At 72.3% G+C, this 16,151-nt stretch carries 13 protein-coding genes and 1 pseudogene; 3 read left to right on the top strand and 11 right to left on the bottom strand.

The window, feature by feature from the left end; genetic code table 11:
- Positions 1-62: 62 nt before the first annotated feature.
- Positions 63-1,442: a solute carrier family 23 protein gene (locus tag J2X68_RS20410; protein WP_310433963.1), complete on the top strand. Its 1,380-nt coding sequence runs from the start codon at positions 63-65 to the stop codon at positions 1,440-1,442.
- Here the strand turns inward: J2X68_RS20410 and J2X68_RS20405 are convergent.
- A complete protein-coding gene (locus tag J2X68_RS20405; protein WP_310434028.1) occupies positions 1,421-2,539 on the bottom strand; it encodes a glycoside hydrolase family 6 protein in 1,119 nt (372 codons plus the stop codon). The genes J2X68_RS20410 and J2X68_RS20405 overlap by 22 nt on opposite strands.
- A 142-nt stretch (positions 2,540-2,681) precedes the next feature.
- Here J2X68_RS20405 and J2X68_RS20400 point away from each other — a divergent pair, with 142 nt between their 5' ends.
- Positions 2,682-3,410: a DUF5995 family protein gene (locus J2X68_RS20400; RefSeq protein WP_310433962.1), complete on the top strand. Its 729-nt coding sequence runs from the start codon at positions 2,682-2,684 to the stop codon at positions 3,408-3,410.
- A gap of 64 nt (positions 3,411-3,474) precedes the next feature.
- On the opposite strand, the gene J2X68_RS20395 is transcribed toward J2X68_RS20400, so the two are convergent.
- From J2X68_RS20395 to rpe, 10 genes and pseudogenes are all read right to left on the bottom strand, one after another.
- Complete coding sequence (locus J2X68_RS20395) at positions 3,475-5,172, bottom strand: NAD(P)/FAD-dependent oxidoreductase (protein ID WP_310433961.1); 1,698 nt, start codon at positions 5,170-5,172, stop codon at positions 3,475-3,477.
- A 71-nt stretch (positions 5,173-5,243) separates the two neighbouring features.
- Positions 5,244-6,032, bottom strand: coding sequence for a carbon-nitrogen hydrolase family protein (locus J2X68_RS20390; RefSeq protein ID WP_310433960.1), 789 nt, complete (start codon positions 6,030-6,032; stop codon positions 5,244-5,246).
- 166 nt (positions 6,033-6,198) lie between these two features.
- The gene (locus J2X68_RS20385) at positions 6,199-7,344 is read right to left on the bottom strand and encodes an MFS transporter (RefSeq protein ID WP_310434027.1); all 1,146 of its coding nucleotides are present in this window, start codon (positions 7,342-7,344) and stop codon (positions 6,199-6,201) included.
- A gap of 206 nt (positions 7,345-7,550) precedes the next feature.
- Entirely contained in the window at positions 7,551-8,003 is a 453-nt protein-coding gene (locus J2X68_RS20380; protein WP_310433959.1) for an Lrp/AsnC family transcriptional regulator, read from the bottom strand.
- 10 nt (positions 8,004-8,013) lie between these two features.
- A complete protein-coding gene (locus tag J2X68_RS20375) occupies positions 8,014-9,489 on the bottom strand; it encodes an amino acid permease (RefSeq protein ID WP_310433958.1) in 1,476 nt (491 codons plus the stop codon).
- 310 nt (positions 9,490-9,799) lie between these two features.
- Positions 9,800-11,248, bottom strand: a complete 1,449-nt coding sequence (locus J2X68_RS20370; protein WP_310433957.1) for a GuaB1 family IMP dehydrogenase-related protein — start codon at positions 11,246-11,248, stop codon at positions 9,800-9,802.
- A 122-nt stretch (positions 11,249-11,370) separates the two neighbouring features.
- The gene (locus tag J2X68_RS20365; protein ID WP_310433956.1) at positions 11,371-11,676 is read right to left on the bottom strand and encodes a barstar family protein; all 306 of its coding nucleotides are present in this window, start codon (positions 11,674-11,676) and stop codon (positions 11,371-11,373) included.
- Positions 11,673-11,825 (bottom strand): annotated as a pseudogene (locus J2X68_RS20360) (ribonuclease domain-containing protein); the annotation flags it as partial. The gene J2X68_RS20365 and the pseudogene J2X68_RS20360, both read right to left, overlap by 4 nt.
- A gap of 166 nt (positions 11,826-11,991) precedes the next feature.
- The gene (locus tag J2X68_RS20355) at positions 11,992-13,035 is read right to left on the bottom strand and encodes a sugar-binding domain-containing protein (RefSeq protein WP_310433955.1); all 1,044 of its coding nucleotides are present in this window, start codon (positions 13,033-13,035) and stop codon (positions 11,992-11,994) included.
- A 90-nt stretch (positions 13,036-13,125) separates the two neighbouring features.
- Positions 13,126-13,812, bottom strand: coding sequence for a ribulose-phosphate 3-epimerase (gene rpe, locus J2X68_RS20350; protein WP_062646655.1), 687 nt, complete (start codon positions 13,810-13,812; stop codon positions 13,126-13,128).
- Positions 13,813-13,973: 161 nt separating this feature from the next.
- Between rpe and J2X68_RS20345 the strand changes: the two genes are divergently transcribed.
- Positions 13,974-16,133: an MMPL family transporter gene (locus tag J2X68_RS20345; RefSeq protein ID WP_310433954.1), complete on the top strand. Its 2,160-nt coding sequence runs from the start codon at positions 13,974-13,976 to the stop codon at positions 16,131-16,133.
- Positions 16,134-16,151 lie beyond the last annotated feature (18 nt).

The following is a 16,151-nucleotide window of genomic DNA, read 5'->3' as shown; positions in this document are numbered from 1 at the left end:
CCTCCGGTTTCACGTGAGAATGGTCCGGACACCCCGCACCCCGAGGAAAGCGAACCCGCACCATGGATCTTGGCGTCCGCTGGAAACTGCACGGCGACGGACGCACCCCGGCGCCCGGCGCGGTGGTCCGTCCCGACGAGCGGCTCTCCTGGCCCCGCACGGCGGGACTCGGCGCCCAGCACGTGGTGGCGATGTTCGGGGCCTCCTTCGTCGCGCCCGTCCTCATGGGTCTCGACCCCAACCTCGCCATCATGATGTCCGGCGTCGCGACCGTGATCTTCCTGCTCGCGACCCGTGGCCGGGTGCCCAGCTACCTCGGCTGCTCGCTGTCCTTCGTGGGCGTCGCCGCGGTGATCCGGGCGCAGGGCGGGACGAGCGCCACGGTCACCGGCGCGGTGTTCGTCGTGGGCGTCGCGCTGTTCCTCGTGGGCCTGGCCGTGCAGCGGTTCGGGGCCCGGATCATCCACGCCGCGATGCCGCCGATCGTGACGGGCGCGGTCGTGATGCTCATCGGCTTCAACCTCGCCCCGGTCACCGCCACCACCTACTGGCCCCAGGACCAGTGGACGGCCCTGCTGGTCATGGCGTTCACCGCGATGGCGGTGGTCTGCCTGCGGGGTTTCTGGAGCCGTATCGCGATCTTCCTCGGTCTCGTCTTCGGGTACGGCGTCTCCTGGGCGTTCGACCGGATCTTCGGCCGGGTCCACTCCGCCGACGCGAGCGGCAAGGTCACCGACCACTGGCGGCTCGACCTGTCCGGGGTCGGTCAGGCCGACTGGATCGGGCTGCCGTCCTTCCACGGCCCGTCCTTCGAGTGGTCGGCGATCCTCGTGGCGCTCCCCGTCGTCATCGCCCTGGTCGCGGAGAACGCGGGGCACGTCAAGGCGGTCGGCGAGATGACCGGCGACAACCTGGACGACCGGCTCGGCACGGCGATCTCCGCCGACGGCGTCGGCTCGATGCTGTCCACGGCGGTGGGCGGCCCGCCCAACACCACCTACTCCGAGAACATCGGCGTGATGGCCGCGACCCGGGTCTACTCGACGGCCGCCTACTGGGCCGCCGCCGGGTTCGCCCTCCTCTTCGGTCTGTGCCCCAAGTTCGGCGCGGTCGTCGCCGCGATCCCCGGCGGGGTCCTCGGCGGCATCACCGTCATCCTGTACGGCATGATCGGGCTGCTCGGCGCGCAGATCTGGATCAACGCCGGGGTCGACCTGCGCAACCCGCTGAACCTGGTGCCGGCCGCGGCGGGCATCATCATCGGCGTCGGCAACGTCACGCTGGAGTTCACCGACACCTTCTCGCTGAGCGGCATCGCGCTCGGCACCGTCGTCGTCATCACCGGCTACCACGCGTTGCGCGCGTTCGCGCCCGCGCACCTCAAGACGCAGGAACCCCTGCTGGACGAGGGCACCAGCAGCTACGACGAGGCCAGTTCGTAGGCGTACGACGGGCTGAACTCGCCGGCCGCGCCCTTGCAGCCGTCCGACTCCCCCGGCAGCTTCACCCACAGGTAGGCGTCGATCCGGGCCTCACCGGTCCGGAAGGTCGGGGCCCGGCCGATGCTCCGGCCGTCCGGGTCGCACCACTCGCCCCCGGTGGGCGGGCCGTTGCCGTTGCGGCTGGTGTCGATGACGGCGCCCAGGCCGGGAGGTCCGCCCAGGGCGTCCAGGACCCGGCGGTCGTAGGCCACCTCGTCCGCCGTGCGGTGGAAGTTGGAGACGTTGCTGAAGATCCCGTCGGAGGACGCGGCCGAGGCGGCGCCGGCCTGTTTCAGCAGCGCGGCCTGCGCGGCCGGGTCGTTCCAGCCGGAGTGCCCGGCGTCGTAGTAGACGCGCGCCTTCGGGTCGGCCGCCTTCAGCACGCGTCCCGCCCGGGCGAGCGCGGCGAGGCGATCGGCCCGTCCGGCCTCGTCGAGGCAGTCGGTCTGGGCTATCGAGTCGGGCTCCAGGACGACCACGACCTCGCCGGAACCGAGCCCGGCGGCGAACCCGTCGATCCAGCCCGCGTAGGCGTCGAGGTCGGGCGCCCCTCCCTCGGAGGCCCCGCCGCAGTCGCGGTCCGGGATCGCGTAGGCCACGAGGACGGGCACCCGGCCCTGCCGGGCGGCGCCCGCCGTGACCGCGCGGACCCGCGAGGCGATGGTGTCGGGGGCGTACTCGGTGAACCAGACGGCCGCCGGGCGGCTCGCGATCCGGGACTCGATGACGGCGGTGCGCGGATCCGCCGGATTGGCGCGGACCCAGTCGAGGACCTGGGACTCGGGGTGGCGGTAGAGGCTCGTGGTCACGGCGGCGGCCTGCGGCCTGCGCGCGGTACGGCTCGGCGAGGGCGTCGGCCGCGCGGTCGGGGCGGAGGCCGAGGGGGACCCCGAAAGGGACGGGGAAGGCGCGGTCGAGGGGGCCAGGAGCGTCGCGCTCACCTTCGGGCGGGCCCGGTCGGCGCCGCTCGGACCGTCACCGTCGTCCCCGTCGCCGAGTGCGGTCAGCACCCCGGCGGCCATGCCCAGGGCCACCACCACCGAGGCGGCGGCGACCATGACACCCCGCCGTCCCGCCCGTCGCTCACGTACGCCTCGCACCGTGCTGTTCCCCTCCCGCGCGGCGGGCTCGTTCCCCCGTTCCGGGGAAGCGTCGGGCCCGCCGGCACGCGGGCCAGCCTAGGACTGTCACCCTGCCCCCATGCCGCAATCGGAACAGTTCACCGCTCCCGTCGAGACAGGCGTCGACACGGACCGTACGCGTGTCGGCGATGTGCTCGCCCGGATGCGCGCCCTCGACGCGGCCCTGCCGCCCGGGGACGGCGTCGCGGTCTTCAACCGCGTCTACCTCGCGGTGACCCGGGAGGTCGGCCGGCGCATCGACACGGGCCGTTTCCCGGACCCGCGGGCCGCGACCACGCTGGACGTGCGGTTCGCCGAGCGCTACCTGGACGCGGTGGACCCCGGGCCGGACGACCGGCCGCCACCGGCCTGCTGGCGGCCGCTGCTCCAGTTCCGCCGGCATCCCGGCGTCCGCCCGCTGCAGTTCGCGCTCGCGGGCATCAACGCGCACATCGGGCACGACCTGGCGCTCGCCGTGGTGGACGCCTGTCGTAGCCTCGGCTGCGAACCGGCGGAGCTGGAGGACGAGTTCGACCGCGTGGGCGAGCTGCTCGGCTCGCTGGAGGAACGCATCCGCGAAGAGCTGATGCCGGGCCCCGATCTGCTGCAGATCGCCGACCCGCTCACCCATCTGCTCGGCTCCTGGAGCCTGGACCGCGCCCGGGACGCCACCTGGACGACGGCCCGGGCTCTCTGGGCGCTGCGCGAACTGCCCGACGTGGCCCAGGAGTTCACCGAGCGCCTCGACACGGCCGTCGGCTTCGCGGGCCGCATGATGCTGACGCCGATGTCGGGGCTCGTGCTGTGAGACCTCGCGCGGTGCGGCCTCGCGCGTCGGGGCCTCGCGCGTCGGGGCCTCGTGCCGTGCGGCCTCAGTCCTCCGGGAGTTCCACCGGCGCGATGTCGTCGTACACGTCGCCCGGCCCCGGGTTGGTCGCGTCGGTCGTCCCGCCGAAGTGGTGCATGACGCCCCAGACCGCGTTCAGCGCGGTCTGCACCGCTCCCTCGGCCCAGCCCGCGGTCCAGGAGATGTCGTCGCCGGCGAGGAAGACACCCCGCTTGTCCTCGGGCAGCCGGTCCTGCATGAAGTGGGTGAACAGGCGCCGCTGGTAGCGGTAGTGGCCGGGGAGGTTGGCCTTGAACGCGCCCATGAAGTAGGGCTCGTTCTCCCAGGAGACCGTCACCGGGTTGCCGATGACGTGCTTCCTGATGTCGACCTTCGGGTAGATCTCGCCGAGCGACTTCAGCATGACCTCCATCCGCTCGTTCGCGGACAGCGGCAGCCACTTCAGGCTGTCGTCGCACCAGGTGTAGGAGAGGCAGATGACGGCCGGCTTGCCGGGGCCGTCGTCGAGGAGGTAGGTGCCGCGCGTCATACGGTCGGTGAGCGTCATCGACATGACGTCCCGGCCCGTCTCCTCGTCCTTGTCGAGCCAGAACGGCCGGTCGACCGGCACGAACAGCTTGCTGGACTCCATGTAGTGGGTGCGCTCGATCGCCGTCCAGTGGTCGATCGGGAAGAGCGAGTCGTCGCAGGCGATCTTCGACAGCAGCATCCAGGACTGCGCGGTGAAGATCGCCGCCCGGTAGGTGCGGATGTCGCCGTTCGCGTCGGTCACGGTGATCCGGTTGCCCGCGGTGCGGTTCAGCCGGGTCACGGCCGGGCGGGGCTCGCCGCCCTGGTGCAGCGTCGCCAGCGAGGTGCCGTACGCCCAGTGGACGATCTTCTCCGGCTCGCGCTCCCAGAGGCGCAGCGGCAGCTGCTGGGAGCCGCCGACGATCCCGCGGTGGTGGTCGTCGGCCTCGGTGTAGACGACCCGCAGGATCTCCAGGATGGAGTTCGGGAAGTCCGTGTCCCAGCCGCCGGTGCCGAAGCCGACCTGGCCGAAGATCTCGCGGTGCCGGAAGGACCGGAAGGACTCGGAGTCGCAGAGGAAGCCGTAGAAGGTCTGGTTGTCGAGCTTCTCGACGAGCTTCGCCCAGATCTCGCGGATGCGCGGCACGTCCCGCTCGCGCATGGCCTGGTTCATGTCGGAGAAGTCGGCGCCGTCTTCGAGGCACTTGTTCCAGGCGGCCGCGACGTCGCGGTAGACCTGCGGCAGGTCCTCTGCCGTCTCGGCGTAGTGCGACTCACCCTTGAGGTCGACGACCGTCGACGGGGTCGCCTCCGCGAGCGGGTTGGGGAAGGGCCGGGTCTCCAGCCCCACCAGGTCGATGTAGTGCTGGAGCGCCGTGGAGGACGGCGGGAAGCGCATCGCGCCCATCTCGGCGGTGAGGGAGGGGTCGCAGCCGTCGAAGCCGACGGTGCGCAGCCGGCCGCCGATCCGGTCGGCCTCGTAGACGACCGGCTTGAGGCCCATCTTCATCAGCTCGTACGCGGCCACGATGCCGGACAGTCCGCCGCCGATGACGGCGACCTCGGCGCCGTGCTCGGTCGCGGGGATCTGGCCGAGGCCCGCCGGGTGGGCGAGGAAGTCGTCGTACGCGTAGGGGAAGTCCGGGCCGAACATGGTGATCGGCGGCTGCTGCTCGTCTGCGTGCTCGACGGCGTTGGGCACGGTGGACGTCATGGGGTACGGACTCCTTGCGCGTGGTGACTCGGGGGAAGGCTCGGGGGTGACGGGTGCGGGGCGGGCCGGGGTCAGACCAGGGACCCGTAGAGGCCGGGGCGGCGGTCCTTCAGATACGGATTCGCCTCGCGGGACGCGGCCAGCGCGACCGGGTCCGCGTCGGCGAACACCAGCTCCTCGCCGCGTCCGGCGCGGGTGCGGGCGACCCCGTCGGGCCCCGCCAGCGTGGACAGGCCGACGAACTCGAACTCGCCCTCCCGGCCGACCCGGTTGACGTACGCCACGTACATCTGGTTCTCGAAGGCGCGCACCGGGATCACCGACTCGGCGACGAACTGGAAGGGGTGCATCTGCGCGGTCGGCACGACGAGGAGGTCGGTGCCGGCCAGGGCGTGGGCGCGGACGTTCTCCGGGAACTCGACGTCGTAGCAGATCATGAGGCCGACGGTGAGGCCGTTCAGTTCGGCCTGGACGACCGGCTGTCCGCCGGGCCGGAAGTGGTCGCGCTCGAAGCAGCCGAAGAGGTGGGTCTTGCGGTAGTTCACGAGCCGGGCGCCGTCGGCGGAGATCAGCTGCGCGGAGTTGTGGACCGTCTCGCCGTGGCGCTCCGGGTAGCCGTAGGCGATCGCGAGGCCGTGCCGGCCGGCGATCTCGGCCACGGCGTCCGCGGAGTCACCGTCGGCGGGCTCGGCGAGGCGGGCGATGTCGTCGCCGATCGCGTATCCGGTGAGGAACATCTCCGGCGCGACGAGCAGCCCGGCGCCCGCGGCGGCGGCCCGGTCCGCGGCCTCGTCGAGGACCTTGAGGTTCTCGACGACGGAGCCGGGGCGGCCGGAGCTCTGGAGCAGGGCGGTGCGCATGCGTGATCCTCACCGGGCGACGGGGTGGTTGTGGGGGCCATCTAGACGGTACGGGCGCCCACCCGGGCCGGACAAGAAGGAGCCGTTGCGCGCCGGTGAGCGCAACGTTGCGTGCGCGGGCCCCGGGACGGCGATTCGTTGCGCCGCCCCGGTCGCCCCTCCCCGGCTAGCGGCCCCTCCCCCGGGCCGCCGCCGACACCGCCGCCGCCGTCATCAGGTACGGCACCGCGCACAGGGCGAAGACGACACCGTGCGGGAACGCCGAGCCGAGGGCGCCGTACGCGCCGTACACCGCGATGGTCACCACCTCCGTGCCGAGGCTCGCCACCGAGGTGAGGGTGGCCCGGCCGGTGCCCTCGATGCGCTGCTGGAGCCGGACGTCGGCCAGCACGGTCGCCAGCTGGAAGCCGCCGAAGGCGAGGGCGACGAGGGCGATGCCGGCCGGCGTGCCGCTGATCCCCCCGACGGCGAGGGCCGCCGCGGAGAGGGCGAGCAGCGCGGCGAACCAGCCGCGGCCCAGGCGCTCGGCCGGTCCCGCCGCCAGGCTGCCGACGGTGACGCCGGCCCAGATCGGCACCAGCAGGGACGGGACGTCCGCCTCCGGCACGCCCATGTCCCTGACCAGCAGGGGTGTGTACTCGTCGAGGGCGCCCCACACCGAGGCGACGACCGGGACGAGCAGCAGGGCACCGCGCACGGAGCGGTCGCGACGGGCGTCGGCCAGTCCCGTCCGCAGGGTCGCGGCCCAGCCGTCGCCGTCGCCGTCCGGCCCGCGGTGTTCCCGGAAGCGGGTCGCCGTCGCGGCGCAGAGCAGACACGCCAGCACGCTGGCCGCGCCGACGGCCCGGTGCCCGCCGACCGCGAGGACCGGCCCGGCCAGGCCCGTCGCCGCCATCACGGCCACCTGGCCCAGCGCGTGCGCGCGGCCCATGAGCCGGGCGTACCGGTCCGCGGCGCCCGCCCGGTCCAGCTCCTCGTAGACCAGTGCCTCCAGGGCGCCGGAGCCCAGCGCGCCGCGCGCGCCCCACAGGACGAACCCGGCCGCGAAGGCCCCGTACGACGGGAACAGCACCCACAGGGCGAAGCCCGCCGCGCCCAGCAGCGGGCCGGTCCACAGCAGGGTCCGCCGGGAGACGGCGTCCGCCCAGGCGCCCGAGGGCACCTCCAGCAGGACGCCGGTCAGCGACCACAGGACGAACAGGGAGGAGATCTCGCCCACGGACAGGCCGCTGTCGGCGAACAGCAGCGCGTACACCGGGTAGAGCAGCACGAACTCGTCGAGGAACGCGTACGCGTACAGCGTGGCGGTCAGTCGACGGACGTCGGAGCCGGTCGTGGATCAATGTCGCCAGGTCATGACACCGATGGTAGACAGTTCCCGGGCCGCCGCCCACCGGTTTCCGGGTGCTGACCCGGGCGGCGGGGCGACCTGTCGACCGGGCGGGGGCGCCGGAGGGGTTGCCGGGCCGCCCGGCCGAGGGGCCGAGGGGCTGCCGGTCCGCCGATCGGCGGACCGGCTCAGGTCGGGGCGCCCGCGGAGAAGCGGCGCAGCAGCGGCGACAGCACCAGCACGGACTTCGTCCGTTCCACGAACGGCTCCCCCGCGATGCGCTCCAGGACCCGCTCGAAATGCCGCATGTCGGCGGCGAAGACCTGGGCGACGGCGTCCGCGTCCCCGGTGACGGTGGACGCGGCCACCACCTCCTGGTAACGCTCCAGGCCCCGCTGGATGGTCTCCGGGGAGGTGTTGCGCCGGCAGTAGATCTCGACGAACCCCTCGGTCTCCCAGCCGAGGGCCGCCGGGTCGACCCGTACGGTGAAGCCGGTGATGGCCCCGGTGGCCCGCAGCCGGTCCACGCGCCGCTTCACAGCGGGCGCGGACAGGCCGACCAGGTGCCCGATGTCCGCGAAGGAGCGGCGGGCGTCCTCGGCGAGGGCGTGCACGATGCGTTCGTCGAGATCGTTCAGCACAGTGGGTCGATCACTTCTCAGATGGCGCGGGAGCTGCGAGGCGGGAGCGGCGGTGGCCGTAGAGGAAGTAGAACACGAGCCCCACCGCCATCCAGACTCCGAAGACCACCCAGGTGACGGCCGAAAGGCTGCCCATCATCCAGACGCAGAAGGCGAGGCCCAGGGCCGGCAGCACCGGGGAGAGCGGCACCCGGAAGGTCCGGGGCATCTCGGGACGGGTCCGGCGCAGCACCACGACCGCGATGTTGACCAGCCCGAACGCGAACAGCGTACCGATGCTGGTGGCGTCCGCCAGCTGGCCCAGCGGGATCGCCGCGGCCAGCACACCGCAGAACAGCGACACGATCACCGTGTTCGCGCGGGGGGTGCCGGTCTTCGGGTGGACGCGGGAGAACACCTTGGGCACCAGACCGTCCCGGGACATCGCGAAGAGGATGCGGGTCTGGCCGTACAGCACGGTCAGCACGACGCTCGCGATGGCGATGACCGCGCAGAAGGCGAGGAGGGTGCCCCAGAAGGACTGGCCGGTCACCTCGCGCATGATCTGCGCCAGCGCGGCCTCGGAGTCGCCGAACCGCTGCCAGGGCTTGGCGCCCACGGCGACAGCCGCGACCAGGACGTACAACGCCGTCACGATGACGAGCGACAGCATGATCGCGCGGGGCAGGTCGCGCTGCGCGTTCTTGGCCTCCTCGCCCGCGGTGGAGGCGGCGTCGAAGCCGATGTACGAGAAGAACAGCGTCGCGCCGGCCGCGCTGACGCCCGCCATGCCCAGCGGCATGAAGTGCTCGTAGTTGCCGGAGCGGAAACCCTGGACGCCGATGGCGCAGAACAGCACCAGCGCGGCGATCTTCACGGCCACCATGACGGTGTTGGCGCGCGCCGACTCGCGGGCGCCGCCGAGCAGGAACGCCATGGCGAGCACCACGACGATGAGGGCCGGCAGGTTGAAGATGCCCCCGTCCCCCGGCGGCGCCGACAGCGCGTCCGGGATGGTGACGCCTATCGTCCCGTCGAGCAGCTCGTTGAGGTACTCGCCCCAGCCGACGGCCACGGCGGCGACCGAGACGCCGTACTCCAGGACCAGGCACCAGCCGCAGATCCAGGCGATCAGTTCGCCCATCGTCGCGTACGCATACGAGTACGAGGAGCCGGCGACCGGGATGGTGCCCGCCAGCTCGGCATAGGACAGCGCCGAGAAGAGCGCGGTGAGCCCGGCGATCACGAAGGAGAGCGTGACGGCGGGACCGGCCTTGGGCACCGCCTCGCCGAGGACGACGAAGATGCCGGTGCCGAGGGTGGCGCCGATGCTGATCATCGTGAGCTGCCACAGCCCGAGGGAGCGCCTGAGGGACCCTCCCTCGCCCTGTCCACCCTCGGCGACCAGGTGTTCCACGGGCTTGCGCCGCATGAGACGCGCGAGGGGCCCGGGGGACGCGGGGGCGGTCCGGCTGCGTTGTTGCGGGGGTGCGCCTTGATCGAGCACGCGCTGACTCCTTCGTCTGCCTCTCGGCGCGACGGGGACCGGCGGCACACCTGCGCGAGCAGGAACCCACCGAGCGGGGTCCCCGCCACGCTACGTACAGCGCACGACCCTACGAGCAGGGCCGTCGCGCTTGTAATGCTGCAACCTTGCGCACACACGCAAGATCGTTGCGTTCATCGGGCCGAGCTGCACATTCGTTGCAGCTCGGCTGAACGCGCCCGGCACGGGGCGCGGGGAACCGCGCCACCCGCCACGGCGCACCGGAACCGGACGACGGCGACGAGCGCCGTTCAGGCGGCCCGACGAGGAGCTACCAGCTGGCGTGCAGCGGCTTGCCCTCGGCGTAACCGGCCGCGCTCTGGATGCCCACGACGGCCTTCTCGGCGAACTCCTCGAGCGAGGCGGCGCCCGCGTACGTGCAGGAGGAGCGCACGCCCGCGATCACCGAGTCGACCAGGTCCTCGACGCCCGGCCGGGCCGGGTCGAGGAACATCCGCGAGGTGGAGATGCCCTCCTCGAAGAGCCCCTTGCGGGCCCGGTCGTACGCCGACTCGTCGGAGGTGCGGTTGGCGACGGCGCGGGCGGACGCCATGCCGAACGACTCCTTGTACAGACGGCCGTCCGCGTCCTGCTGGAGGTCGCCCGGGGACTCGTAGGTGCCCGCGAACCAGGACCCGATCATCACGTTGGACGCACCGGCGGCCAGCGCCATGGCGACATCGCGCGGGTGCCGGACACCGCCGTCGGCCCAGACGTGCTTGCCGTACTTCTTCGCCTCGGCCGCGCACTCCAGGACCGCCGAGAACTGCGGCCGGCCCACACCGGTCATCATGCGGGTGGTGCACATGGCGCCCGGGCCGACCCCGACCTTGATGATGTCGGCGCCCGCGTCGATCAGGTCCTTGACGCCCTCGGCGGAGACGATGTTGCCGGCGACGATCGGCACCCGTGGGTCGAGCGCGCGCACCGTACGGATCGCGCTGATCATCGACTCCTGGTGGCCGTGCGCGGTGTCGATGACGAGCGTGTCCACGCCCGCGTCGAGGAGCTGCTTGGCCTTGCCCGCGACATCGCCGTTGATCCCGACGGCCGCGGCGACGCAGAGCTTGCCCGCCGCGTCGACGGCCGGCGTGTACAGGGTGGCGCGCAGGGCGCCCTTGCGGGTCAAAATGCCGGCGAGCTTGCCCTCCCGGTCGACCGCGGGGGCGTAACGCCGGTTGGCCGCGTCGAGGGTGTTGAAGGCCTCGCGGGGGTCGATGCCGGCGTCCAGGAGCAGCAGGTCCCGGGACATGACGACCTCGAGCTGGGTGAAGCGGTCGACCCCGCTCAGGTCCGCGTCGGTGACGACACCGACCGGGCGGAACTCCTCGTCGACGACGACGCCCGCGTTGTGCGCGCGCTTGGGCAGGAGGGCCAGGGCGTCGGCGACCGTCTGGTGCGGGGCGAGCACGATGGGGGTGTCCAGCACCAGGTGGCGGCTCTTGACCCAGGTGACGACGTCGGTGACGACGTCGATCGGGATGTCCTGCGGGATCACCACCAGTCCGCCGCGCCGGGCCATGGTCTCGGCCATCCGGCGACCGGCGACGGCGGTCATGTTGGCGACGACCAGCGGGATCGTGGTGCCCGTGCCGTCCGGGGCGGCGAGGTCGACGGCCTGACGCGATCCGACCGCGCTGCGGCTCGGCACCATGAAGACGTCGTCGTAGGTGAGGTCGTACGCGGGCTGGATGTCGTTGAGGAAACGCACGTGCTGCACATCCCAGTCGATCAGAGGTGACCCCCGGACAGGTCAGCCAGGGGGAGAAGCACGTACTTCATTCTCCCACGACGGCCGTGATGCGATGCCCGGACAGAACGTCCAAGCAGCTCAGGGGGGTCTTAGGAGGATCCTCCGAGGGCGAGCAGCACCGACAGCGCCGGCGTTCGGTCGACGGCCTGCGCGAACACGTCCTGCGCGATCGCCCACTCCTGCGGCCGCGCCTCGGCGTACGGCCGCCAGTTCCGTACGACGATCTGGAGCCCGCCGTCCCCGGGCGGGGCCGGGAGGTCGGTGAGGCTGTCGGCGAGGGCGTCCCAGTTGCGTCCGAACCAGTCGGGCAGGCCGAGGGCCTCGGCGCAGCGCTCCATGAGGGCGGACTTGTCCGTCACCCCGTCCAGATCGAGCGTGACCACGAACTGCGTCATCTCAGCACCGCCCGGAACGTGTCGTAGTGATCATCGGTGTAGTAGATCTCGTCGCCCCGCCCGGTGACAACGCGCCGGGCCCCGCGGTCGCGCGAGCCCGGCGTCTCGACGGTGTGTTCGCGGGGACAGGCCCGCTCGTGCGCGGGCAGCGGTCCCGGACGAAGGGGGATCGGCGGGCCCGGCCGCCCCGCCGTACAGCCGGTGACCAGGGCGAGCGGGCGGAGCGGACGCACCGGCACGCGGGGGACGAACCGCGGCAGCACGCGTGCGGTGCTGTCACGGCCGTCCCCTCCTGACCTGCTGCCGGGGGACCGGTCAGATCCCGTCGGGGTCCGACCGGTTGAGGGCGGGCTTCGGGGTCGGCCCCGCCGTCATCAGGAAGTCGGCCGCCGAGGTGTCCGTCACCAGGCTGGTGACGAGCCCGGAGCGGAGCACCGCGTCGATCGCGGCCGCCTTGCGCTGGCCGCCCGCGATCGCGACGACCTCGGGGACCCGGCGCAGCTGGTCGGTCTTGACGGTGATGCACCGCTCGCCCAGGTCCCGCCCGACCCGGCGGCCCTCGGCGTCGAAGAGGTGCGCGGACATCTCGGCGGCGACCCCGAGCGAGGCGTAGTGCGCCCGCTCCTCGTCGCTGAGCATGTCGTGCACCGTCGAGATGCCCGGCTCCCAGGAGCCGATGGAGACACAGGCGACCGTGACCTTGTCGAAGTACTCGAAGGCCCGGGCGATCCCGGTCTGGTGGCGCAGCGCGGCCGCGGTGGCCGCGTCCGGCAGCAGCATCGGCGCGTAGATGGGGTGCGCGTCGCCGCCGGACACCTGGGCGGCACGGCGGACGGCCTCGACCGACCCCCGCTCCGCGGTGCCGGCGTCGTAGACACCCGTCAGCTGCACGACCGTGCACGGCGGCAGCCGGTCCAGCGCCGCCGCCATGTGGATCGTGGACCGGCCCCAGGCCAGTCCCAGCACGTCCCCCTCGTCGACGAGTTCGCCGAGCAGGTCCGCCGCCACTTCCCCCAGGTTCTCGGGGTCCGTGGTCTCCTCCGCCTCGGCCGGGGACTCGACCACGACGGCGTGCCTGAGGCCGTAGCGGGCGCGGAGCGCGTCCGAGCGCTCCGCGTCCAGCTCGGCCGGCACACGGATCTCGATCCGTACGAGATCCCGTTCGAGGGCGGTCTCCAGGACCCGGGCCACTTTGAAGCGGCTGACGCCGAACTCCTCCGCGATCTGGATCTTGGACTTTCCCTCGAGGTAGAAGCGGCGGGCCATGGCCGCCGCCTGCACCAGCTCAGCGGGTCCCATCCGCATGGCTGACCGGCCCGCCGACATACCCGACACGGCGTTCTCCTCACTGCTGTTCACACTCTGGATACGCCGTTCATCCTCGCAGATCCGGCGCAGTTGATCAGCTCTGATGGGAGCCGTTCACATACCTGTCGGTAAGTGGTTGGTTCAGTGGCCGCATGCCCAGGAGGCGCCGGCGGTCGCCGCCTCCGCCTGAGCCCGCAGGCCACGGACCGCCGCCGCGGGGTCGTCCGCCCCGTATACGGCCGAGCCTGCCACGAACACGTCGGCGCCCGCCTCGGCGCACCGCTCGATCGTCGAGGCCGAGACCCCGCCGTCGATCTGGAGCCACAGGTCGAGGCCGTGCTTGCTGATCAACTCGCGGGTGCGGCGGATCTTGGGGAGCATGATGTCGAGGAAGGCCTGGCCCCCGAAGCCCGGCTCGACCGTCATGATCAGCAGCATGTCGAGTTCGGGCAGCAGGTCCTCGTACGGCTCGATGGGCGTCGCCGGCCTGAGTGCCATGGAGGCACGGGCGCCCTTCGCCCGGATCTCGCGGGCGAGCCGCACGGGCGCGGCGGCGGCCTCGACGTGGAAGGTGACGGACGAGGCACCCGCCTCGACGTACTGCGGAGCCCAGCGATCGGGGGCCTCGATCATCAGATGACAGTCCAGCGGAGTGTCCGTCGCACGGGCCAGTGACTCTACGACCGGCACACCGAGCGTGAGGTTCGGGACGAAATGGTTGTCCATGACGTCGACGTGGAGCCAGTCGGCTCCGGCGACCGCCTCCGCCTCGTCCGCAAGGCGGGCGAAGTCGGCGGACAGGATGCTGGGGTTGATCTGCACGGCCATGACCCAAGCGTGCCATGCCCTCCAAGGGTTGCGGGCATCGGTCCCGCGGGGGGAGCGTTGTTCGTCGTCCGCGGACCGGCCGGGGCGGATCGCGCGGCTCCCCGCGCCCCTCACCGGACGCGGCCGCTCACGGCGGTGACAGAACGGCTGGGAGGGTAGCCATGGCCGAGAATCGCGGTGTCGCGCACCTGGTCTGCGGGCGGCGTGCGAAGTGGCTGGTGCTGGCGTTGTGGCTGGTGGTGCTGTTCCTGATGGCGCCCTTCGCCCAGAAGCTCACCGACGCCCAGGACAACGACGCGGCCTCCTGGCTGCCGGGGTCGGCGGAGTCCACCCAGGTGCTGGAGATCTCGCAGGACTTCCGGCCGGAGCAGATCCCCGCCGTCGTGGTCTACGCCCGCGACGCGGGCCTCACCGCCGAGGACCGGGCGCAGATCACCGAGGACGCGGCTCAGCTCAGGCAGCTCACCGGCCACGGCATCCGCGGCGCCGAGACCCGCGGTCCGGTCTACGACCGCCCGGCCGACCCGCGCGCCGCCCAGATCCATGTGCCGATCACCATGGACGAGAAGGGCTGGGAACGCATCGCCCCGGCCGTCGACTCGATCCGTGACGTCGTCGGCGACGGCGGCGCCGGTCTGGCCGTGCACGTCACCGGCCCCGGCGGCACCTCCGCGGACTTCTCCGAGGCGTTCGAGGGCATCGACTCGACCCTGCTGCTGGCGGCGATGGGCGTGGTCGTCGTCATGCTCCTGATCACCTACCGCAGCCCCACCCTCCTCGTCGTCCCGGTGCTCGCCGTGGTCGCCGCGCTGTTCACCGCGCAGGCGCTCATCTACTTCCTGGCCGAGTACGCCGGTCTGACGGTGAACGGCCAGAGCGCCGGCATCCTGACCGTGCTCGTGTTCGGCGCGGGGACGGACTACGCCCTGCTCCTGGTGGCCCGCTACCGGGAGGAGCTGCGCCGGCACGAGGACCGGCACGAGGCGATGGCCCTGGCGCTGCACCGCGCGGGCCCCGCCGTCCTGGCCTCCGGCGCCACGGTCGTGCTGAGCATGCTGATGCTGCTGTTCGCCGAGATGAACTCCACCCGCGGTCTGGGCCCGGTCGCGGCCATCGGCGTGGCCGTGGCGCTGCTGGCGATGATGACCCTCTTCCCCGCCCTGCTGGTGATCTGCGGCCGCTGGATCTTCTGGCCGGTGATCCCGCACTTCGGCTCCCCGGACCCCACCGAACACGGTGTCTGGGCCCGCACCGGCCATGGCATCGCCCGCCGCCCGCGCATGGTCTGGGCCGTGACCGCGCTGGTCCTGGCGGTCTGCTCGCTCGGTCTGATCCAGCTGCGGGCCGAGGGCATCGGCAACGCGGACGCGTTCACCGGCAAGCCTGACTCGATCACGGGCCAGGAGGTGTCGGCGAAGTACTTCCCGGCGGGCAGCGGCGACCCGCTGGTGGTGATCGCCGACCAGGGCCGGGCCGGGCAGGTCCGCCGCGCGGTCGCGGGGACGGAGGGCGTGGTGCCCACCTCCCTCGCGGTGCCCCCGGGCACGAAACCCGTCCATGACGGCCAGGTGCTGTTCGAGGCGACGATGACCGCCCCGGCCGACAGCGAGGCCGCGAAGCAGACCGTGGAGCGGGTCAGGGACGCGGTGCACGGGATACCCGACGCCGACGCCAAGGTCGGCGGCGGCACGGCCGCCCTGCTCGACATGGACAAGGCGACCACCCACGACAACCTGCTGATCATCCCGCTGGTGCTGGCCGTGGTGCTGCTCATCCTCTGCGCCCTGCTGCGCGCCCTGATCGCCCCGCTGCTGCTGGTGGGGACGGTGATCCTGTCCTTCGCGGCGGCCCTGGGCCTCAGCGCGGTGGCGTTCCGTCACCTCTTCGACTACGCGGGCGAGTCGACGGACTTCCCGCTGTTCGTCTTCGTGTTCCTGGTGGCCCTGGGCATCGACTACAACATCTTCCTGACCACCCGGATCCGCGAGGAGGCCGCCCGTCAGGGCACCCGGCAGGGTGTGGTGACCGGTCTGGCGGCCACGGGCTCGGTGATCACCTCGGCGGGTCTGGTGCTGGCCGGCACCTTCGCGGCCCTCGCCACTCTTCCCATGGTCGCCTTCGCGGAGATCGGCTTCGCCGTCGCCCTGGGCGTCCTGCTGGACACCTTCATCGTGCGGTCGGTGCTCGTCACCGCGCTGTTCCTGGACATCGGACCGAGGATCTGGTGGCCGCACCGGCTGGCCCGGGAGACCCGGCCGGCGCCGCGGAAGGACCCCGTGCAGCAGGCCGAGAGCGCCGAGACCCGGCCACCCTTTGCATGACCATGCGAGTTCATGCAT

The organism is Streptomyces sp. 3330 (genome assembly GCF_031456635.1).
GTDB lineage: Bacteria > Actinomycetota > Actinomycetes > Streptomycetales > Streptomycetaceae > Streptomyces.
Note: the sequence above shows the minus strand (reverse complement) of the source record. Positions and strands in the feature narration are given on the sequence as shown.